Consider the following 19,357-nt stretch of genomic DNA (forward strand, 5'->3'; position numbering starts at 1 on the left):
GCCGCAGGACCCGGCACCGGCGCCGCACCTGCCGACGGTGTGGTGGTGATCGGCACGGGCCTGGCCGGTACCCGCGTGGCGCAGCGCCTCGGCGCGGGCACCGTACTGATCGGCGAGGAGGAGCACGCCCCGTACAACCGCGTGCTGCTCGCCGAGGTCCTCGCGGGACGGTACGGGCCCGACGTGATCGCCCTGCCGAGTCCGCCGGGTCCGGTGCTCCGCACCCGCGCGGTCCGTGTCGACCGCGCCGAGCGCCGTGTGCACTGCGCGGACGGCAGCGTCGTCCCTTACGGCACCCTCGTCCTCGCGACGGGCTCGAACCCCGTCCTGCCGCCGCTGCGCGGCCTGTTCGCGCCGGGGGCCCGTGAACTCCCCGGCGGCGTGCACGCGTTCCGGACCATGGACGACTGCCTCGCGCTGTCGGCGGCGCTGACGCCGGGCGTCCGTGCCGTCGTCATCGGCGGCGGCCTCCTCGGGGTGTCGGCGGCCCGCGCCCTCGCCGTGCGGGGCGCCCAGGTCGTCCTGGTCCAGCAGGCCGAGCGGCTCATGGAGCGCCAGCTCGACCCGGCCTCGTCCGAGCTGGTGCGGCGCCACCTCACGGACCTCGGTGTCGAGGTGCACACCGAGTGCCGGGTGCGCGGGGTCGGCGTCGCCGACGGGGCCGTGCGCCGCGTCGAACTCGCCGACGGCTATCTGCTGGACACCGATGTGACCGTCCTCGCCTGCGGCGTGCGGCCCCGCACCGGTCTGGCGCTGGCCGCCGGGCTCGACGTGCGCAGGGGCGTCGTCGTGGACGACCTGCTGCGGACGTCCGACCCGCACATCCGGGCCGTCGGGGACTGCGCGGAGCACGCGGGCCGGGTCTACGGCCTGGCGACGCCCGCCGTCGAGCAGGCCGACGCGCTCGCCGCGGCGCTCGGTCACGCACCGGCCGACGGGACCGCCCCGCGCCCCTACACCGGCACCCGCACACTGACCCGCCTCACCCTGCCGGGCCCTGGCCCGCTGGACCTCGCGGCCTTCGGGGACCCGGAGCCGCGCCCCGACGACGACGTCGTCCAGCTCGCCGACGCCACCCGCGGCACGTACCGCAAGGTCGTCGTCCGCGGCGGCCGCCTCGTCGGCGGGGTGCTGCTGGGCGAGCTCACCGCGGTCGGCGTGCTCGCCCGCGCCTGGGAGGCCGACGACCCGCTGCCCGACGACGACAGCCCCCTGCTCCACCTGCTCACATATGACGGAGGCCGCTGACATGCCAACGAACCCGCTCCCCCGCCCCACCCTCGTGCTCGTCGGCCACGGCATGGTCGGCCAGCGGTTCCTGGAGGCCGCCGCCGCGCAGGGGCTCACGACGAGCCACCGCATCGTGGTGCTGTGCGAGGAGCCGCGCCCGGCCTACGACCGCGTGCAGCTCACCTCGTACTTCTCGGGCCGCACGCCCGACGACCTCTCCCTGACCGACCGGGAGTTCCTCGACGAGCACGGCATCGAGCTGTACGTCGGCGACGCGGCGCAGAGCTTCGACCGCGGGGCGAGGACGGTCACCGCACGCTCGGGCGCCGTCTTCACGTACGACAAGCTCGTGCTCGCCACCGGCTCCTACCCCTTCGTGCCGCCGGTGCCGGGCAAGGACGCGACGGGCTGTTTCGTCTACCGCACCATCGAGGACCTGCTGGCCATCGAGGAGTACGCGAAGCGGCGGGCGACGACCGGCGCGGTCGTCGGCGGCGGGCTGCTCGGCCTGGAGGCCGCGGGCGCGCTCAAGGGGCTCGGACTCGCCACGCACGTCGTGGAGTTCGCGCCGCGGCTGATGCCGGTGCAGGTCGACGAGGGCGGCGGCGCGGCGCTCCTGCGGACCATCACGGGCATGGGTCTGACCGTGCACACCGGCACCGGCACGCAGGAGATCGTGACGGGCGAGGACGGTGCAGTGTCGGGCATGAAGCTGTCCGACGGGAGCGAGGTCGCCACGGATCTGGTGGTGTTCTCCGCGGGGGTGCGGCCGCGTGACCAGCTGGCCCGCGACCACGGCCTGACCGTCGGCGAGCGCGGCGGCATCACGGTCGACGAGCAGTGCCGCACCAGCGACCCGGACGTGTACGCGATCGGCGAGTGCGCGCTGGCGGCGGACGGCCGGGTCTACGGACTGGTCGCGCCGGGCTACGAGATGGCCCAGACGGCGGCCGCCGACATCGCCGCCCAGGAGGCGAGCTTCACCGGCGCCGACCTCTCCACCAAGCTGAAGCTCCTCGGCGTCGACGTCGCGTCGTTCGGCGACGCGCACGGCACGGCGGAGGGCTGCCTCGACGTCGTCTACACGGACTCGCGCTCGGGAACGTACAAGAAGCTGGTGATGTCGCCCGAGGGCGAGCTGCTCGGCGGCATCCTCGTCGGCGACGCGGAGCAGTACGGGGTGCTGCGGCCGCTCACCGGGTCCGTGCCGCCGGTGCCCGCCGAGCAGTTGGTGCTGCCCGCGGGCGCGGGCGCCCCCGTCGCGCTCGGCCCCGAGGCGCTGCCGGGATCCGCGGTGATCTGCAACTGCCACAACGTCACCAAGGACGCCATCTGCGCCTGCTCCAGCCTGCCCGAGGTGAAGAAGTGCACCAAGGCGGGTACGGGCTGCGGCAGTTGCCTGAAGGTGATCGGGCAGCTGCTGCCGAAGAGCGGCGACGACGGGCTGTGCGGCTGCTTCGGGCAGACCCGCCAGGAGCTGTACGAAATCGTGCGCGCCCTGCGGATCACCTCCTTCCGTGAGCTGCTCGACGGGCACGGACGCGAGGGGGCGCGCGGCGGCGAGGGCTGTGACGAGTGCAAGCCCGCGGTCGGCTCGATCATCGCGTCGCTCGCGCCGTCGATCGGCGCGAAGGGGTACGTCCTGGACGGCGAGCAGGCCGCACTCCAGGACACCAACGACCACTTCCTCGCCAACCTCCAGAAGAACGGCTCCTATTCGGTGGTGCCGCGCATCCCCGGCGGCGAGATCACCCCCGAGAAGCTGATCGTCATCGGCGAGGTGGCGCGGGACTTCGGGCTCTATACGAAGATCACCGGCGGACAGCGCATCGACCTGTTCGGGGCGCGCGTCGAGCAACTCCCGATGATCTGGACGAGGTTGGTGGACGCGGGCTTCGAGTCAGGGCACGCGTACGGCAAGGCGCTGCGCACCGTGAAGTCGTGCGTCGGGCAGACCTGGTGCCGGTACGGCGTGCAGGACTCCGTGCGCATGGCCATCGACCTGGAGCTGCGCTACCGGGGTCTGCGCGCCCCGCACAAGCTGAAGTCGGCGGTGTCCGGGTGCGCCCGCGAGTGCGCGGAGGCCCAGTCCAAGGACTTCGGCGTCATCGCCACGGCGAGCGGCTGGAACCTGTACGTCGGCGGGAACGGCGGCGCGACCCCGCGCCACGCGGACCTGCTCGCGCAGGATCTGAGCGACGCCGAACTGGTGCGCCTCATCGACCGGTTCCTGATGTTCTACATCCGCACCGCGGACCGGCTGGAGCGCACCGCCGCCTGGCTCGACCGGATCGACGGCGGCCTCGACCACGTGCGGGACGTCGTCGTCCACGACTCGCTGGGCATCTGTGACGAGCTGGAGTCGCTGATGGCCGCGCACGTCACCCACTACCGCGACGAGTGGGCGGAGACCCTGGACGACCCGGAGCGGCTCGCGCGCTTCGTGTCCTTCGTGAACGCGCCGGGCGTGCCGGACCCCACGGTCGGCTTCATCCCCGAGCGCGACCAGATCAAGCCCGACCTTCCCCTTCTGTCCATCGGCCCCCGCCCCCTGGAAGGAGCCACCCGATGAGCGGCTCGACCTCCGTCAGCATCCAACTCCGCCTCGAAGAGGACTGGTTGGAGATCTGCGACCGTACGCAGCTCGTGCCGGGCCGGGGGCTCGCGGCCCTGCTGCCCGACGGCAGGCAGGCCGCGCTCTTCCTCGACCGCGAGGGCCGTGCGTACGCGATCGACAACCGCGACCCGTTCACGGGCGCCGCGGTCCTCTCCCGGGGGCTGCTCGGGACGGAGCAGGGGCGGCCGTTCGTCGCCTCACCGCTCCTGAAGCAGCGGTTCGACCTGGAGACGGGGCGGTGCCTGGACGACGAGGAGGTGTCGGTCGCGGTGCATCCGGTACGGGTTGCCTGAGGTTGGTTGAGATTGCTTGACCGTTCGTTCCAGTAAGACGTAACGTTCCCCTCGTGGCCAGGACCAAGGAATTCGATCCGGACGCCGCGCTGCAGTCGGCCCTCGAGCTGTTCTGGCGGCGTGGCTACGAGGCGACGTCGATGGCGGACCTCGTCGAGGCGCTCGGCATCGGGCGCGCCAGCATCTACGCGACCTTCGGGAACAAGCACGAGCTGTACCTGAAGGCGCTGGAGCGGTACGGCGAGATCCAGAACCCGCGCCTGCTCGCGGAGCTGGCGCAGCCGGGCCCCGCGCTGCCCGCCGTGCGCGCGGTGGTGCGCCGCTTCGGAGCCGAGGCGTCCACCGGCGAAGGCCGCCTGAGCGGCTGTTTCATCACCAACACGGCAGCCGAGCTCGGCCCGCACGACGAGTCCGCCGCCCGCTGCGTCGAGCGCAGCTGGGACCACATCGAGACCCTGCTGCACTCCGCGCTCGTCCGGGCGCAGGCGCAGGGCGAGCTGCCCGAGGGCCGCGATCCGCTGACGCTGGCCCGCATGCTGCTCGTCATGCTGCAGGGCGTTCGAGTGGTCGGCAAGGCCTCCAAGGACCCCGCGCGGGTGCGGGACGCGGTGGAGCAGACGCTGGCGCTGCTCGACTGACCGGCCGCCCGCCGCTTTCTTCACCCACCCACGTACAGCCATCTTTTATCTGCCCTAATACTGAACCGATCGGTCAAGAAAAGAGTCCGTCATGACTGCTCACACCCCTCGCACCCGCTTCACCGGCCGCACCGCGCTCGTCACCGGCGGCGGCTCGGGCCTCGGCCGTGCCATCGCGCTCGCCTTCGCCGCCGAGGGCGCGAACGTCGTGGTGGCCGGGCGCACCGAGGGCCCCCTGAAGGAGACCGCGGACCTCATAGAGGGCGCCGGGGGCAAGGCGCTCGTCGTCACCGCCGACGTCTCCCGCTCCGCCGACCTCGCCGCGCTCGTCGCCGCCACCGTCGACCGCTTCGGCTCGCTCGACGTGGCCGTGAACAACGCGGGCATCCTGCGCGCCGGAAAGCCGGTCGCCGAGCTGGCCGAGGAGGACTGGCGCACGATGCTCGACATCAACGTCACCGGCGTACTGCTCGCCCTGCAGGCCGAGGTGAAGCAGATGCGCACCCAGCCCGCGGGCGGCGCCGTCGTCAACATCGGCTCGACCCTCGGCGCGCACACCAGCGCGCCGGGCACGGCCGCCTACGGAGCGACCAAGGCCGCCGTCTCCGCGCTGAGCCGCGCGGCCGCCGCCGAGCACATCAGGGACGGCGTCCGCATCAACACCGTCAGCCCCGGCTCCTCCGACACCACCATGTCGTTCCGCCCCGGCGAGACCGAGGCCGACCGCGCGGCCCGCATGAAGGAGTCGACGCCGCTGGGCCGCGTGTCGACGACGGAGGAGGTCGCCGCGGCCGTGCTGTACCTGGCCTCCGACGAATCCGGCTCGGTGGTCGGCGCCGACCTGGTGATCGACGGCGGCGCCGCGGCCTGAACGGCGGCCCCCTGCCGCGGACTCCCACTCCGACCTACTCTTGGGTAAGAAGCCACTTCTGATCAAGAAGCCCGTGGAGAGGGAGCCCGACCATGGCGGCCTGGACCGCGAACGACATCCCCGACCAGAGCGGCCGCACCGCGGTGGTCACCGGCGCGAACAGCGGCCTCGGCTATGTCACCGCGCGTGAGCTCGCCCGCCGCGGCGCCCACGTGATCCTCGCCTGCCGCAGCGCGGAACGCGGCGTCGCGGCGGTGGACCGACTGCTCGGCGAAGTGCCGGACGCGGACGTCGAGTTCAGGGCACTCGACCTCGGGGACCTGGCGTCCGTACGACAGTTCGCGACCGCGTACGACAGCGCGCGCCTCGACCTGCTGATCAACAACGCGGGGGTGATGGCGCTCCCCTACCACCGCACCGCCGACGGCTTCGAGACGCAGTTCGGCGTCAACCACCTCGGGCACTTCGCCCTCACCGGGCTGCTGCTCCCCCGCCTCCTTGACACCTCCGACGCGCGCGTCGTCACCGTCTCGTCCGGCCTGCACGCGCTCGCCAACATCGACATCGGCGACCTCAACAGCGAGCGGAACTACCGCCGTTGGATCGCCTACAGCCGCTCCAAGACGGCCAACCTCCTCTTCGTCCACGAGCTGGCGCGCCGCCTGTCCCTGTCCGGCGCCGACACCGTGGCGGCCGCCGCCCACCCGGGCTACGCCTCGACCAATCTCCAGACCGCGGGCGTCAGGCTGGAGGGCCGCAAGGGCGCCGAACGCATCGTGGCACTCGGCAACCGGATCTTCGCCCAGTCCGCGGCGGCCGGTGCGCTGCCCACGCTGTACGCGGCCACGGCGCCCCGCGTGCGGCCCGACTCGTTCACGGGACCGGGCCCACTCGGGCTCCGCGGGGCGCCCGCGCGGTCCTGGCGGGCGAAGTGGACGCTGAACGACGTGGCCGGGGAGCGGCTCTGGGCGGCGTCCGAGGGGCTGACGGGCGTGCGGTACGAGGGGCTCAAGGGCTGAGCCGCTACGCCGCCCTGCGCAGCTCCAGCGCCGCCAGCGGGATGAACCCGGGGCCCTCGCCCTCACTCGCGGTCGGCGCGTCCTTGCCACCGAGGCGACGCAGCATGGCGACCGCGATCCGCTCCCCCTGCGCCTTCGCGCGCTCCGCGTTCGGCCCCTGGTGCAGACCGTCGACCGTGGCGTGCCACAGCTGCACCCAGCGGCCGAAGTGCTCGGCGGTGAGGGGGCGGGCGGAGTGCAGCGCGGCGTGCGGCGCGAACGCGTTGCGGCGGTAGTCGGCGGAGCGGAAGAGCGCACGCTCCCAGAAGTCGGTGATCCGCGGCAGGTGCACGTCGAGGTCGGTGCCTGCGATCTCCGTGAAGAAGGGGCCGATCAGCGGGTCGGCAAAAGCCGCCGTGTAGAAGCGGCGGAGCAGCACACCGAGGTCGGCGCGGGAAGCGATGTCCACACCCACGACTGTGACACGGGCCGCGGGTGGGACGTCGACGGAATGCGGGATTCCCGGGGCATACGGGGCGTACGGAGCGCGTGGGGGGCGCGGGCCGTCCGGGATGCGCCGGGTGTGCGGAAGGTGCGGGGCGTCCATGTCTCCACGGTCCGCCCCCCCCCGCCCGGCCGCTCCCAGGGCCGAAGGTCCCGCTCAGTACAGGTCCGACGCCTCGAAGACGCCCTTCGCCACCGCGTTGTCGGCGCGCTCGGTGAGCCGTTGCAGTTCGGTGTGGCCCGTCCTGAGCAGCCCGGCCTCAAGCGCGAAGCGTGCTCCGGTGTCGAGGCGGTGCAGGAGCAGCGGGTTGTCGACGAGGATCTGCGGGTCGAGCTCGACGCGGTTGCCCAGCGAGTCGCTCAGGACGAGGCGCGCGGCGACGCCCTCGCTGTACCGCACGGCGGTGAGCAGGCAGGTGCAGACGTGCCTGCGGCGGCCGAGGCCCCGCACCGCCAGCCAGCCGGGCCCCGCCGTCACCCGTATGGGGTGCAGCACCAGGTAGAGCAGCCCGGAGAGCGGGACCCACAGGCAGACACGGACGGGGCTGAGCGTGCCGTTGGCCCAGTCGATGAGGAGTACGAGCCCGAAGAGCGCGACCGCGCAGAAGACGGCGGCCCGCACGTCGGGCGCCCAGCTGCGGTCCGAGAGGGTCGCGTCCGGAGTCTCCCGCCCGTAGGGCCCTCCCGCCACGGACCGCGCGTCGCCCTGTCTCGTCCTGTTGTGTCCCATGTGCGGCACCGTAGAACGTCCGCCGCGCCACGTCGTCCCCCTTGACGTGGTGCATACACGCGATGGGCCCGCCTTTACGGAGTGCTGACGGATTCACGGAGCCGGGCACGGAGTCCGGGCGGCTTCACGGAGCGCTGACGAGCCGACACTCGGCCGCAACACCCCTGTCGTAATCCCTCTGCATGGTTGATCGTTGGGCCCGGCACACACCTACGTCACCCAGGGGGACGACCAGCATGGCCATCAGCCGCAGGACACTGCTCGGGACGGGTGCGACGGGCGCCGCGCTCGGACTGCTCACCGCGTGCGGGTCCAACACAGGGCGCGACGGCGGCGGCTCGGGAGGCAAGGGCCCGCAGCTCGCGCAGTGGTACCACCAGTACGGCGAGGCGGGCACCGAGCAGGCCGTGAAGCGGTACGCCGCCGCGTACAAGAAGGCGAACGTCAGCGTCCAGTGGCGCCCGGGCAACTACGACGAGCAGACCGCGGCGGCGCTCCTCACCGACTCGGGACCCGACGTCTTCGAGGTCAACGGCCCTTCCCTGGACCAGATCATGAACGGCCAGGTCGTCGACCTCACCGACCTGTTCGACGGCGTGAAGGGCGACTTCAACCCGGCGGTGCTGGCTCCCAAGACGCACGACGGGAAGATCTGGGCGGTCCCGCAGGTCGTCGACATGCATCTGCTCTACTACCGCAAGAGCCTGCTCGACGACGCGGGCGTGCGGCCGCCGAAGAGTCTGGACGAGCTGGTCGACGCGGCGAAGGCGCTCACCACGAAGGACGTGAAGGGCCTCTTCCTCGGCAACGACGGCGGCGCGGGCGCCCTCGGCATCACGCCCCTGTACGCGGCGGGCCTGAGCGCCGTCACGGAGGACGGGGAGGTCGGCTTCGACGACCCGGCGGCCGCCCGCACCCTCGGCAAGCTGCACCAGCTGTACGCCGACAAGTCGCTGCTGCTCGGCGCGCCCGCCGACTGGTCGGACCCGTCGGCGTTCGTCCAGGAGCTGACCGCGATGCAGTGGTGCGGTCTGTGGGCGCTGCCCGCCGTGAAGAAGGAACTGGGCGACGACTTCGGCGTACTGGCGCTGCCCGCCGACGGCCCGAACGGCAAACCGTCGCTGCCCGTGGGGTCGTACGGCGCGGCGGTGAGCGCCCGCAGCGACCACAAGGAGGCGGCGAAGGACTTCCTCAAGTGGCTGTGGATCGACCGGACGGAGTACCAGGAGGACTTCGCGCTCTCCTACGGCTTCCACATCCCCGCCAGGCTCTCCCTCGCGAAGAAGGCCGACAAGCTGAAGGAGGGCGCGGCGGCGGACGCGGTGCGCTACTCCACCGATTACGGCTACTCCGAGCCGCTGCTGTGGACACCGGCCAGCCGCACCGCGTACCAGGACGCGCTGAGCCGGATCATCAAGTCCGGCGCGAACCCCGCGAGCGAGCTCAAATCCGTCGTGCGCAAGGTGCGGGCGGAGCTGGACCGGGTCAAGAAGAAGTCGTGAGCAGGCTCCTTGGCACCCAGAACCGCACCCTGTGGTTCTGGGTCTTCGTCGGCCCCTTCGCGCTGGGCCTGATCGTCTTCACGTACGTGCCGCTCGCCTGGAGCGTGTACCTCAGCTTCTTCGACGCCCACAACACCGTCTCGCCCGACGACTTCATCGGCTTCGACAACTACGCGTCGATGCTGCGGAACGACGCGTTCACCGACAGCCTCGTCACCTTCGCGGTCTTCTCGGCGTTCATCGTGCCCACCACCTTCGTCCTGTCGCTCGCGCTCGCGCTGATGGTGAACCGGCTGCGCCGCGCCCAGGCGTTCTTCCGCTCCGTCTTCTTCCTCCCCGCGGCGTGCAGCTATGTCGTGGCGGCGATGATCTGGAAGCTGTCGATCTTCAACGGGGTGCGGTTCGGGCTCGCCAACACCGTCCTCGGCTGGTTCGGCGCCGACCAGACCGCCTGGCTCTCGACCACGGACCCGCCCTGGTACTGGCTGGTGATCGTCACCGTGCGGCTCTGGCTCCAGGCGGGCTTCTACATGATCCTGTTCCTGGCGGGCCTCCAGCGGATCTCCCCCACCCTCTACGAGGCGGCGGCGGTGGACGGCGCCCGGCCCGGCTGGCAGGTCCTGCGCCACATCACGCTGCCCCAGCTGCGCGCGACCTCGGTCGCCGTCACGCTGCTGCTCGTCATCAACGCCTTCCAGGCCTTCGACGAGTTCTACAACCTGCTCTCGACCTCGAGCGGCTATCCGCCGCACGCCCGGCCACCGCTCGTCTACCTCTACTACACGGCGCTCGGCCGGGAGCAGAACCTCGGGCTCGGCAGCGCGGGCGCGGTGCTCCTCGCGCTGATCATCGCGGTGGTGACGATCGGCCAGGCGCGCTGGTTCGGCCTCGGCAGGAAGGAGGACTGACCCCCATGACCGCACCCCCGAACAGGTCCAAGGACGACTCCCTGGTCAGAGCGGGCCGCGCCCTGCGCGTGGCCCTCCTCATCGCCCTGGCGCTCCTCTTCCTGATCCCCTTCTACCTCCTCCTACGCAACGGCCTCGCGTCCGAGGACGACATCACCTCCCCCGACTGGACGTTCTTCCCGTCCACGCTGCACTGGTCGAACGTCTCCGAGCTCTTCGACGACCCGACGGTGCCGATGGCACGCGCGCTGCTCAACTCCTCGCTGATCGCGGTCGCGACGACGCTCGGCACGCTCCTCCTCGCCTCCCTCGCCGGGTACGGTCTGGCCCGCATCCCCTACCGCTACGCCGACCACGTCTTCTACGCGATCCTCGGCACGATGATGGTCCCGGCGGCCGTCACCTTCGTACCGAGCTTCGTCCTGGTCTCGTCGCTCGGCTGGGTCTCGACCCTGCGCGGCCTGATCGTCCCGACCCTGTTCTCCGCCTTCGCCTGCTTCATCTTCCGCCAGTACTTCCTGGGCTTCCCCCGGGAGCTGGAGGACGCGGCGCGGGTGGACGGGCTCGGCTACTGGCGCACGTACTGGCGGGTGGTCGTGCCCAACTCCCGCCCCGTCTTCGCGGCCGTCGGCACGATCGTGTTCATCGGCGCGTGGAACTCCTTCCTGTGGCCCCTGGTCATCGGCCAGGACCGCGAGGCCTGGACGGTCCAGGTGGCCCTGGCCACGTTCACCACGTCCCAGGTCATCCGTCTGCACGTGCTGTTCATCGCGGCGGCGGTGTCGATCGTGCCGCTGCTCGTGGTGTTCCTGTTCTTCCAGCGGTGGATCGTGGCGGGGGTGGAGAGGTCGGGGATCGACGACTGAGGGGGCTACGCCCCGCCCACCGCGGCCAACAAGGCCAACGGCGCCGCCGCCGAACGCGATTCGGGCAGGCACGCGTACGGATATCGCATCGGCACCGGATACGCCCCCCTGTCGTAGCCCGCGAGGACCTCCGGGAGGCGGCCGTCGCCCGCCGTGGCCGCCGCGGCGAGGCCTCGGGCCAGGGCGCGGGCCTCGTCGTGGAGGCCGTAGCGGGCCAGGCCGAGGGCGATCAGGGCGTTGTCGTGCGGCCATACCGAGCCGCGGTGGCTGGCGAGGGGATGGAACGCGGGCTGACCGGCCGCGATCGTCCGTACGCCCCACCCGGAGAAGAAGTCGGGCTCCAGCAGCCGCCTGCCCACCGTCTCCCCGTACTCCTTGTCGAGCAGCCCGGACCACAGCAGATGGCCCGCGTCCGAGGCGAGCGCATCGACCTGGCGGCCTTCGCCGTCGAGCGCGAGCGCGGGGAAGCCGTGCTCCGGCATCCAGAAGTCGCGCCGGAAGCGGTCCCGCAGGTCGGCCGCGGTCTGCGTGAGCAGGTCCGCGTACACCTTGTCGGACCAGACGGTCCTGGCGAGCCGGGCGGTGCGCCGCAGGGCGTCGTACGCGTAGCCCTGCGCGCCCGCCGCCATGACGGGCCCCGTCGCGCCGCTGCCGTCGGCGGAGCAGATCGCGCCGGGCGAGTCCTTCCAGCTCTGGTGGGCGAGACCGCCCGCGACCGGGCGGTGGACGAGGTAGCCGCGGGAGGCCAGCCCGCCGTGGTCGAGCAGCCAGCCGACGGCGGCCCGCGCGTGCGCCTCCAGGCGGCGGGCGGGCGCGGTGTCGCCGGTCTGTTCGGTGTACGTGCCGAGCAGCACCAGGAAGAGGGGCGTCGCGTCGACCGAGCCGTAGTAGCGGCCGAACGGGACCTGGCCGAAGTGCGCGAGCTCGCCGTGCCGCACCTCGTGGACGATCTTGCCCGGCTCGGCGACCGCACCGTCCACGGCCTCCGTGGCCTGCGTCGCGGCGAGTGCGGGCAGCGTCGCGGCCGCCAGACCCGGCAGATAGGGCAGGGCGAAGAGGGAGGTCAGCAGGGCGTCGCGGCCGAGCAGCGTGAGGAACCACGGCACCCCGGCGCCGGGCACCCGCAGCTCCTCCCCGTCCGGACCCCGCGCCGGGACCTGCAGCGCGGCCAGGTCCGCGAGGCCGCGCGCACAGGCCGCCGCGAGCTCGGGCCAGGAGGTGGGCAGCACCACGGACGTGTACTCCTCCTCGATGGCGGCGAGTTGGCGCACGGCCTCCGCCGGGGACCGCGGGGCGTGCGGCTCGGGCTCCCCGTGCGGCCGCGCCACGGCACGCAGTGCCACCTCCAGGGATCCATGGGCGTCGAGCTCCAGGGTCCATACGAGGCGTCGCGCGCCGGTGCCCGTCTCCTCGATGCCGTCCGGCGCGGGGTCGGCGGTCACCGTCGTGCGGGAGCACCACTCGCCCCGCCGGTAGGTGAACTCGACGCCCTCGCCCCCGTCGAGCGGCAGCCGCGACCTGACGGCGCCCGGCTTCGCGTACGTGCGGTGGTCGGCGCGCAGCTCGAACTGGTCGGTGAAGTCCGCGTCCACGGTCAGCGCGAGCGCCACCCGGGTCGGCACGGGACGGTTGTTCAGGAACCGGAGCGTCTCCAGGAACACCCCGTCGGCGACGGCCTGTTCGCGGAAGAGCGTGTACGCGGGCGGCTCCTGGCGGCCGCCGCGCGGCACCAGGACACAGCGCGCCGCGTCGGCGGCTTCGGCCGACGCCGCCACGGGGGCAAGGGTCTCGGGCACCGCCCCGTCAACGGTGAGCTGCCAGCGGCTCAGGTGCCGCGCGTCCCGCACGAACAGGCCGCCGGGGCCCGCCGCCGCGCCGCGCGCCAAGTCGACGCCGCTGATGTCGCCGCCCGCGCCGACGGCCACGAAGGTCCGTCCCCGCACCAGCAGCCGATGCCGATCGCTCATGCCCACACCTCTTCTTCCGGGAGCCCGCCCCGTTCGGTCCGGCCGTCGTCGTGCAGCAGATCCAGCGCCAGCGCCGCGGTCCAGCCGAAGCCGCGCGCGCCGCTCCCCCGGGCGGTGCGCGGATCGACGTACTCGGCGAATCCCGAGGTCACCGCCGCGTCGAGCAGCGCGTCCCGCAGCCCGTCCGCCCGCTCGTGCTCGCCGTGCAGCCGCAGGCCCTTCACCACGAGCCAGTTGGTGTTGAACCAGGCGGGCCCGCGCCAGTACCGCCGCGGATCGAAGGCGGGCCCCTTCAGGTCGTAGCTCGGCACGAGCCGCGACGCCCCGCCCAGGCCGAAGTGCGGGCCGCACGCCGTGCGCACCAGGGCGGCGGCCGTGCCGGGCGGGAGCGCGGGCAGTACGAGGGGGACGAGGCCGGTGACGCCGCGCTCGGGGACGAGCTCTCCGTCGGCGCCCGGGGCGCGCAGGTCGCGGCAGAGGAAGAGCTCGCGCCGCGGGTCCCAGAGGCGGGCGACGAGGGCCTCGGTCAGCATCTCTGTGCGCTCGCGCCGCGCGCGGGCCTGCTTCCTCAACTGAGCTCTCTTGGTGGGCCGTTCACCGTTCGCCTCCACGGCCAGCTCGTCCTCGATGCGGGCCAGCGCGCGTTCCGAGGCGATCAGCAGCGCGTTGAACGCGGGGTCCTCGACCGCGAAGGCGCCGAGGCCGCCGCCGTCCGCGTACCCCCGGTCCCGGTACTCCGCCGCGAGCCGCACGTATCTGCCGTAGTCCGTATCGGTCGGCCGGTCCTCCGGCGCCCCGTGGTCCAGGTCCGCGCGGCGGAAGGCGCCCGGCTCCGCGGGCTCGACGCGGCTCAACGGGGCGTCCCAGCAAGGGCTGTTGTCCATGCCCTGCTCCCAGGGGTGCAGCACGGCGGCGAGTCCCGCGCCGCCCGCGTCGCGCGCGGACAGCAGGTAGTGGTGCCAGGCGGCCAGACGCGGGTGGACGCGGGCGAGGAAGGAGCGGGCCCTGGACAGGCCGGGGGCGGCGCGGTGCACCAGCCAGGCGGCGAGCGCGTGCACCGGCGGCTGCACGATGCCCGAGGTCTGGACGGCGGCGGGCGCGCCCGCGGCACGGCCCGCCTCCGTGGAGCGCCAGAAGTCGGGGCTCGGGAAGTACGCGCCGGGCGGGACGGTGTCGTCGAAGACGATGTGCGGGACGCGGCCGTCGCCCCACTGGGCGGCGAGGAGCGTGTCCAGCTCCAACTGGGCGCGCAGCGGCGAGAGATGACGGAGCCCGATCGCGATGAACGCGGAGTCCCAGGACCACTGGTGGGGATAGAGCGCACGGGACGGCACGGTGGACGTCCCCGTCCAGTTGGCCCGGAGCACCGCGGCCGCCCGCTCCCGCAGCACACGCCGCGACGCGGCGGCGCGGGAGGCGGACGGCCGGGTGGTCGTACTGCGGTCCACGCGGTTCTCCCCGGGAGACTCGGCGCCCTGCGAGCGCTTCGGCAGCACCCTGTCAGTTCGGTGCTTTCCACCTTAGAGTTACGTCTGCTCGACACGCAAAACCCAGTGTGTGGTGTCGAGTTGGGGCGCACAAGGTGCACAGGAGCGCGGGAGGGCGCATGACGACGGGACACCGGGGGCGGGCGGGGGCACGCCCGGGGACGCGGAGCCATCTGCGGGCCGAGGGCGCCGGAGACCTCCTCCATCTGGTGCGCAGCGGCCGCGCCACCACCCGCGGCGCCCTGCAGCAGGCCACGGGCCTGTCCCGGGCGACGGTCGGGCAGCGGCTCGACCGGCTCTTCCGTGCGGGGTGGCTGCGGGAGGGGGCCGGGGGCCCGGTGGGGTCGCCGCTCGGCGGGCGGCCCGCGCTCCGCCTCGAGTTCGACGACGCCCACGCCGTCGTCCTCGCCGCCGACCTGGAGACCCGGCACGCCCGCACCGCCCTGCTGACCCTCGGCGGCGAGATCCTCGCCGAGCACGCGGCGCCCCTCTCCGTCGAGGACGGGCCCGACGCGGTCCTCGGCGAGCTGGGTGCCCGCTTCGCCGGGCTGCTGCGCGATTCGGGGCGTCCGGCCGGGTCCGTGTGCGGCATCGGGCTCGCCGTGCCGGGGCCCGTCGACAGCGAGACGGGGCGCGTCGTGCAGCCGCCGATCATGCCGGGCTGGGACGGCTACGACATACGGGGGCGGCTGCGCCGCGCGTTCGCGGAGCGGACCGGCGGGCCCGCCGAGGTGCCGGTCCTCGTCGACAACGACGCCAACCTCATGGCGTACGGGGAACAGCGCACCCACTATCCGGACTGCTCGGCCTTCGCCCTGGTCAAGGTCTCCACGGGGATCGGGGCGGGCGTGGTGGTCGGCGGGGACGTCTACCGGGGCATCGACGGGGGCGCGGGCGACATCGGCCACATCCGGGTGCCGGAGGGTGCGGACGCGCTCTGCAGGTGCGGGTCCTACGGCTGCCTGGCCGCGGTGGCGGGCGGCCGGGCGGTGGCCCGCAGGCTGACGGAGGCGGGTGTCCCCGCGGAGTCGGGCTGGGACGTGCGGGGGCTCCTGGCGGCGGGGCACCCCACCGCGGTCGGGTTCGCGCGGGAGGCCGGGCGACACGTCGGCGAGGTCCTGGCGACCGTCGTGACCCTCCTGAACCCGGGCGTTCTGGTCATCGCCGGAGATCTGGCCGGAACACCTTTCCTCACCGGCGTACGCGAGCTGCTCTACCAACGGGCCCTGCCCCGCTCCACCGCCCATCTGGAGGTCGTCACCTCACGCCTCGGCGAGCGCGCGGCGCTGGTCGGGGCGGCAACGCTGGTGGTCGAGCACCTGTACGCGCCGGAGCGGGTGGAGGAGCGGCTCGTCGCGCTGGGCGTGTAGCGGGACGTCGACGCGTCCTCCGGGAACCGCCGGACCCCCTCGGGAGGGTCCGGATGCTGACATCCGACCGCTTCAAACGGCGTGATTCTCGCCACCCCTGATAGGGGTTGCGCTCAGATGAGCGGTTCGTGGGCGACTGCACTTCTCCAAGGGGTGGCACTCAGTGCCACTGCTCGATCATTCATGAGGTGAACTCACATCTGAGTTCATCCCGCTCATCTGAGCGTTTTGTGGGCACTGAGAGGGGTGTGTGTTCAAGTCTTGAACACACACGCTCCTCCTCGGCTACCGCTCAGTCACTTTCGATCTAGCGGCGGACGGGTGGTTACGGCCGCATGACGCACAAGTGGACGTACCCAGGTGCCTTCGATCTGGGTATGTTCCTCGCCGTCAGGGCAGCCACCGAGCTCTCGAGGAGTCGAGACCCGTGTCGGAAAACAAAGATCCCCACGTAGCTCACACGAGCGAGAGCGTGAAGTTCGTCTACGACTTCACCGAGGGCAACAAGGAGCTCAAGGACCTTCTCGGCGGGAAGGGCGCGAACCTCGCCGAGATGACCAACCTCGGGCTGCCCGTCCCTCCGGGCTTCACGATCACCACAGAGGCCTGCAAGACGTACCTCGACAGCGGTGACGAGCCCGTCGAGCTGCGTGACGAGGTGAGTGCGCACCTCGACGCCCTCGAGAAGACCATGGGCAAGAAGCTCGGTCAGGCGAACGACCCGCTGCTCGTCTCGGTCCGCTCGGGCGCCAAGTTCTCGATGCCGGGCATGATGGACACGGTCCTGAACATCGGCCTCTCCGACAAGTCGGTGACAGGGCTCGCCAAGCAGTCCGGCGACGACCGCTTCGCGTGGGACTCCTACCGCCGCCTCATCCAGATGTTCGGCAAGACCGTCATGGACGTCGACGGCGAGCTCTTCGAGGACGCGCTCGAGGCGGCCAAGGCCGCCAAGAAGGTCACGGTCGACACCGACCTCGAGGCCGCCGACCTCAAGAAGCTGGTCACGAAGTTCAAGAAGATCGTCAAGACCGAGGCCGGGCGCGACTTCCCGCAGGACCCGCGCGAGCAGATGGACCTCGCGATCCGCTCGGTCTTCGAGTCGTGGAACACCGACCGCGCCAAGCTCTACCGCCGCCAGGAGCGCATCCCCGGCGACCTCGGCACCGCGGTCAACATCTGCTCGATGGTCTTCGGCAACCTCGGCCCCGACTCCGGCACGGGCGTCGCGTTCACCCGCGACCCGGCCTCCGGCCACCAGGGCGTGTACGGCGACTACCTGACGAACGCGCAGGGCGAGGACGTGGTGGCGGGCATCCGCAACACGGTCGCGCTCGCCGATCTCGAGCAGATCGACAAGAAGTCGTACGACCAGCTCATGCAGATCATGGAGACCCTCGAAACGCACTACAAGGACCTGTGCGACATCGAGTTCACCATCGAGCGCGGCCAGCTGTGGATGCTGCAGACCCGCGTCGGCAAGCGCACCGCCGGTGCCGCCTTCCGCATCGCGACGCAGCTCGTGGACCAGGGCCTGATCGACGAGGCCGAGGCACTGCAGCGCGTCAACGGCGCCCAGCTCGCGCAGCTCATGTTCCCGCGGTTCGACGAGTCCGCGAAGGTCGAGCAGCTCGGCCGCGGCATCGCCGCGTCACCGGGTGCCGCGGTCGGCAAGGCGGTCTTCGACTCGTACACCGCCATCAAGTGGTCGCGTTCGGGCGAGAAGGTCATCCTGATCCGCCGCGAGACCAACCCCGACGACCTCGACGGCATGATCGCGGCGGAGGGCATCCTGACCTCGCGCGGCGGCAAGACCTCGCACGCGGCCGTCGTGGCGCGCGGCATGGGCAAGACCTGTGTGTGCGGCGCGGAGGACCTGGAGGTCGACACGAAGCGCCGCCGCATGACGGTGGGCGACACCGTCGTCGAGGAGGGCGACGTCGTCTCCATCGACGGCTCCACGGGCAAGGTCTACCTCGGCGAGGTGCCGGTGGTCCCCTCCCCCGTCGTCGAGTACTTCGAGGGCCGCATGCACGCGGGCGCCGACGACGCCGACGAGCTGGTCGCCGCGGTGCACCGCGTCATGGCGTACGCGGACCGAGTACGCCGCCTGCGGGTCCGCGCCAACGCGGACAACGCCGAGGACGCCCTGCGCGCCCGCCGCTTCGGCGCCCAGGGCATCGGCTTGTGCCGCACCGAGCACATGTTCCTCGGTGAGCGCCGCGAGATGGTCGAGCGGCTGATCCTGGCCGACGCGGACGACGCCCGCGAGGACGCGCTCAAGGAGCTCCTGCCCCTCCAGAAGCGGGACTTCGTGGAGCTCTTCGAGGCGATGGACGGCCTCCCGGTCACGGTCCGCCTCCTGGACCCGCCGCTGCACGAGTTCCTCCCCGACATCACGGAGCTCTCGGTCCGCGTCGCCCTCGCCGAGTCCCGCAAGGACGCCAACGAGAACGACCTGCGCCTGCTCCAGGCGGTCCACCGCCTGCACGAGCAGAACCCGATGCTGGGCCTGCGCGGCGTGCGCCTCGGCCTGGTCATCCCGGGCCTCTTCACCATGCAGGTCCGTGCGATCGCCGAGGCCGCGGCCGAGCGGAAGACCGCCAAGGGCGACCCGCGCGTGGAGATCATGATTCCGCTCGTCGGCACCGTCCAGGAGCTGGAGATCGTCCGCGAGGAGGCCGAGCAGGTCATCGCGGAGGTCGTCGAGACGACCGGCGTCGAGCTGAAGCTGGCACTCGGCACGATGATCGAACTCCCGCGTGCGGCGCTCACGGCCGACCAGATCGCGGAGGCCGCGGAGTTCTTCTCCTTCGGCACGAACGACCTCACCCAGACGGTCTGGGGCTTCTCCCGCGACGACGTGGAGGCTTCGTTCTTCACGGCGTACCTGGAGAAGGGCATCTTCGGCGTCTCCCCCTTCGAGACGATCGACAAGGACGGCGTGGGCAAGCTGGTCCGCGACGCGGTGGCGGCGGGCCGTGCCACCCGCCCCGACCTCAAGCTCGGCGTCTGCGGCGAGCACGGGGGTGACCCCGAGTCGGTGCACTTCTTCCACGAGGTGGGCCTGGACTACGTCTCCTGCTCCCCGTTCCGCATCCCGGTGGCGCGCCTGGAGGCGGGGCGGGCGGCCTCCCACTCGACGGGGAGCGACCACCGGTAGACCAGCGGCACCCAGACCCCGGGACCGCCTCCGTGTCCCCGACCCTCAGTACCGATGCGGCGGCGGTTCCGGTTCACGATGAAGGGGCGGCACCCTGTGCGGGGGTGTCGCCCCTTCCTTCGTTGTTGGGGGGGGCGGGCTGACCAACCGTACGTTCGCAGCCCCCGAGGAGCTCACCGCCGCCATCCTGCGGACCAACGACAACTCCACTAC

Annotated in this window: 15 protein-coding genes; 11 read left to right on the forward strand and 4 right to left on the reverse strand. The window is 72.2% G+C overall.

From position 1 onward, the window contains the following. Positions 1–39 precede the first annotated feature (39 nt). The 6 genes from AC068B_RS02750 (at position 40) to AC068B_RS02775 (ending at position 6,668) form a co-directional block, all read left to right on the forward strand. Positions 40–1,248: an NAD(P)/FAD-dependent oxidoreductase gene (locus AC068B_RS02750; RefSeq protein ID WP_478669225.1), complete on the forward strand. Its 1,209-nt coding sequence runs from the start codon at positions 40–42 to the stop codon at positions 1,246–1,248. 1 nt (position 1,249) lies between these two features. Next, positions 1,250–3,802 (forward strand): nitrite reductase large subunit NirB, encoded by a 2,553-nt coding sequence (gene nirB, locus AC068B_RS02755; protein ID WP_478668538.1) that lies wholly within the window; start codon positions 1,250–1,252, stop codon positions 3,800–3,802. Next, positions 3,799–4,140, forward strand: coding sequence for a nitrite reductase small subunit NirD (gene nirD / locus AC068B_RS02760; RefSeq protein ID WP_468562148.1), 342 nt, complete (start codon positions 3,799–3,801; stop codon positions 4,138–4,140). Before nirB ends, nirD begins: the two co-directional genes overlap by 4 nt. Before the next feature lie 53 nt (positions 4,141–4,193). Then, positions 4,194–4,778: a TetR/AcrR family transcriptional regulator gene (locus AC068B_RS02765; protein ID WP_478668540.1), complete on the forward strand. Its 585-nt coding sequence runs from the start codon at positions 4,194–4,196 to the stop codon at positions 4,776–4,778. A 91-nt stretch (positions 4,779–4,869) separates the two neighbouring features. Then, positions 4,870–5,649, forward strand: a complete 780-nt coding sequence (locus AC068B_RS02770; protein ID WP_478668542.1) for an SDR family NAD(P)-dependent oxidoreductase — start codon at positions 4,870–4,872, stop codon at positions 5,647–5,649. 92 nt (positions 5,650–5,741) lie between these two features. After that, the gene (locus AC068B_RS02775) at positions 5,742–6,668 is read left to right on the forward strand and encodes an oxidoreductase (protein WP_478668543.1); all 927 of its coding nucleotides are present in this window, start codon (positions 5,742–5,744) and stop codon (positions 6,666–6,668) included. Between the two features lie 4 nt (positions 6,669–6,672). Here AC068B_RS02775 and AC068B_RS02780 read toward each other — a convergent pair whose 3' ends face one another. Beyond that, on the reverse strand, positions 6,673–7,116 hold the full coding sequence (locus AC068B_RS02780; RefSeq protein WP_478668545.1) for a group III truncated hemoglobin: 444 nt from the start codon (positions 7,114–7,116) through the stop codon (positions 6,673–6,675). Between the two features lie 192 nt (positions 7,117–7,308). Next, positions 7,309–7,881 carry a hypothetical protein gene (locus AC068B_RS02785; protein ID WP_478668546.1) on the reverse strand — a complete coding sequence of 191 codons (573 nt, stop codon included), beginning with the start codon at positions 7,879–7,881 and terminating at the stop codon, positions 7,309–7,311. Between the two features lie 236 nt (positions 7,882–8,117). Here AC068B_RS02785 and AC068B_RS02790 point away from each other — a divergent pair, with 236 nt between their 5' ends. Genes AC068B_RS02790 through AC068B_RS02800 form a run of 3 tightly spaced genes read left to right on the forward strand, consistent with a single transcriptional unit; the run spans position 8,118 to position 11,157 of the window. Further along, positions 8,118–9,383, forward strand: coding sequence for an ABC transporter substrate-binding protein (locus tag AC068B_RS02790; RefSeq protein WP_478668547.1), 1,266 nt, complete (start codon positions 8,118–8,120; stop codon positions 9,381–9,383). Beyond that, a complete protein-coding gene (locus AC068B_RS02795; protein ID WP_478668548.1) occupies positions 9,380–10,291 on the forward strand; it encodes a carbohydrate ABC transporter permease in 912 nt (303 codons plus the stop codon). The genes AC068B_RS02790 and AC068B_RS02795 overlap by 4 nt, the downstream gene beginning before the upstream one ends. Positions 10,292–10,296: 5 nt before the next feature. After that, a complete protein-coding gene (locus AC068B_RS02800) occupies positions 10,297–11,157 on the forward strand; it encodes a carbohydrate ABC transporter permease (RefSeq protein WP_478668550.1) in 861 nt (286 codons plus the stop codon). Between the two features lie 5 nt (positions 11,158–11,162). On the opposite strand, the gene AC068B_RS02805 is transcribed toward AC068B_RS02800, so the two are convergent. Both AC068B_RS02805 and AC068B_RS02810 read right to left on the reverse strand, forming a co-directional pair. Beyond that, complete coding sequence (locus AC068B_RS02805; protein WP_478668551.1) at positions 11,163–13,124, reverse strand: amylo-alpha-1,6-glucosidase; 1,962 nt, start codon at positions 13,122–13,124, stop codon at positions 11,163–11,165. Then, positions 13,121–14,572, reverse strand: a complete 1,452-nt coding sequence (locus tag AC068B_RS02810; RefSeq protein ID WP_478668552.1) for an MGH1-like glycoside hydrolase domain-containing protein — start codon at positions 14,570–14,572, stop codon at positions 13,121–13,123. The genes AC068B_RS02805 and AC068B_RS02810 overlap by 4 nt, the downstream gene beginning before the upstream one ends. A 158-nt stretch (positions 14,573–14,730) precedes the next feature. Here AC068B_RS02810 and AC068B_RS02815 point away from each other — a divergent pair, with 158 nt between their 5' ends. After that, positions 14,731–15,981 (forward strand): ROK family transcriptional regulator, encoded by a 1,251-nt coding sequence (locus AC068B_RS02815; RefSeq protein ID WP_478668553.1) that lies wholly within the window; start codon positions 14,731–14,733, stop codon positions 15,979–15,981. Positions 15,982–16,408: 427 nt separating this feature from the next. After that, on the forward strand, positions 16,409–19,144 hold the full coding sequence (gene ppdK / locus AC068B_RS02820; RefSeq protein ID WP_478668554.1) for a pyruvate, phosphate dikinase: 2,736 nt from the start codon (positions 16,409–16,411) through the stop codon (positions 19,142–19,144). The last annotated feature ends 213 nt before the right edge of the window (positions 19,145–19,357 follow it).

This window comes from Streptomyces sp. NPDC042371, assembly GCF_056437465.1.

Coding starts and splice junctions, on each gene's coding strand:
- AC068B_RS02775 (WP_478668543.1), top strand. CDS start 5,742: ATGGCGGCCTGGACCGCGAACGACATCCCCGACCAGAGCGGCCGCACC.
- AC068B_RS02785 (WP_478668546.1), bottom strand. CDS start 7,881: ATGGGACACAACAGGACGAGACAGGGCGACGCGCGGTCCGTGGCGGGA.
- AC068B_RS02815 (WP_478668553.1), top strand. CDS start 14,731: ATGACGACGGGACACCGGGGGCGGGCGGGGGCACGCCCGGGGACGCGG.
- AC068B_RS02790 (WP_478668547.1), top strand. CDS start 8,118: ATGGCCATCAGCCGCAGGACACTGCTCGGGACGGGTGCGACGGGCGCC.
- AC068B_RS02805 (WP_478668551.1), bottom strand. CDS start 13,124: ATGAGCGATCGGCATCGGCTGCTGGTGCGGGGACGGACCTTCGTGGCC.
- nirD (WP_468562148.1), top strand. CDS start 3,799: ATGAGCGGCTCGACCTCCGTCAGCATCCAACTCCGCCTCGAAGAGGAC.
- nirB (WP_478668538.1), top strand. CDS start 1,250: ATGCCAACGAACCCGCTCCCCCGCCCCACCCTCGTGCTCGTCGGCCAC.
- AC068B_RS02770 (WP_478668542.1), top strand. CDS start 4,870: ATGACTGCTCACACCCCTCGCACCCGCTTCACCGGCCGCACCGCGCTC.
- AC068B_RS02800 (WP_478668550.1), top strand. CDS start 10,297: ATGACCGCACCCCCGAACAGGTCCAAGGACGACTCCCTGGTCAGAGCG.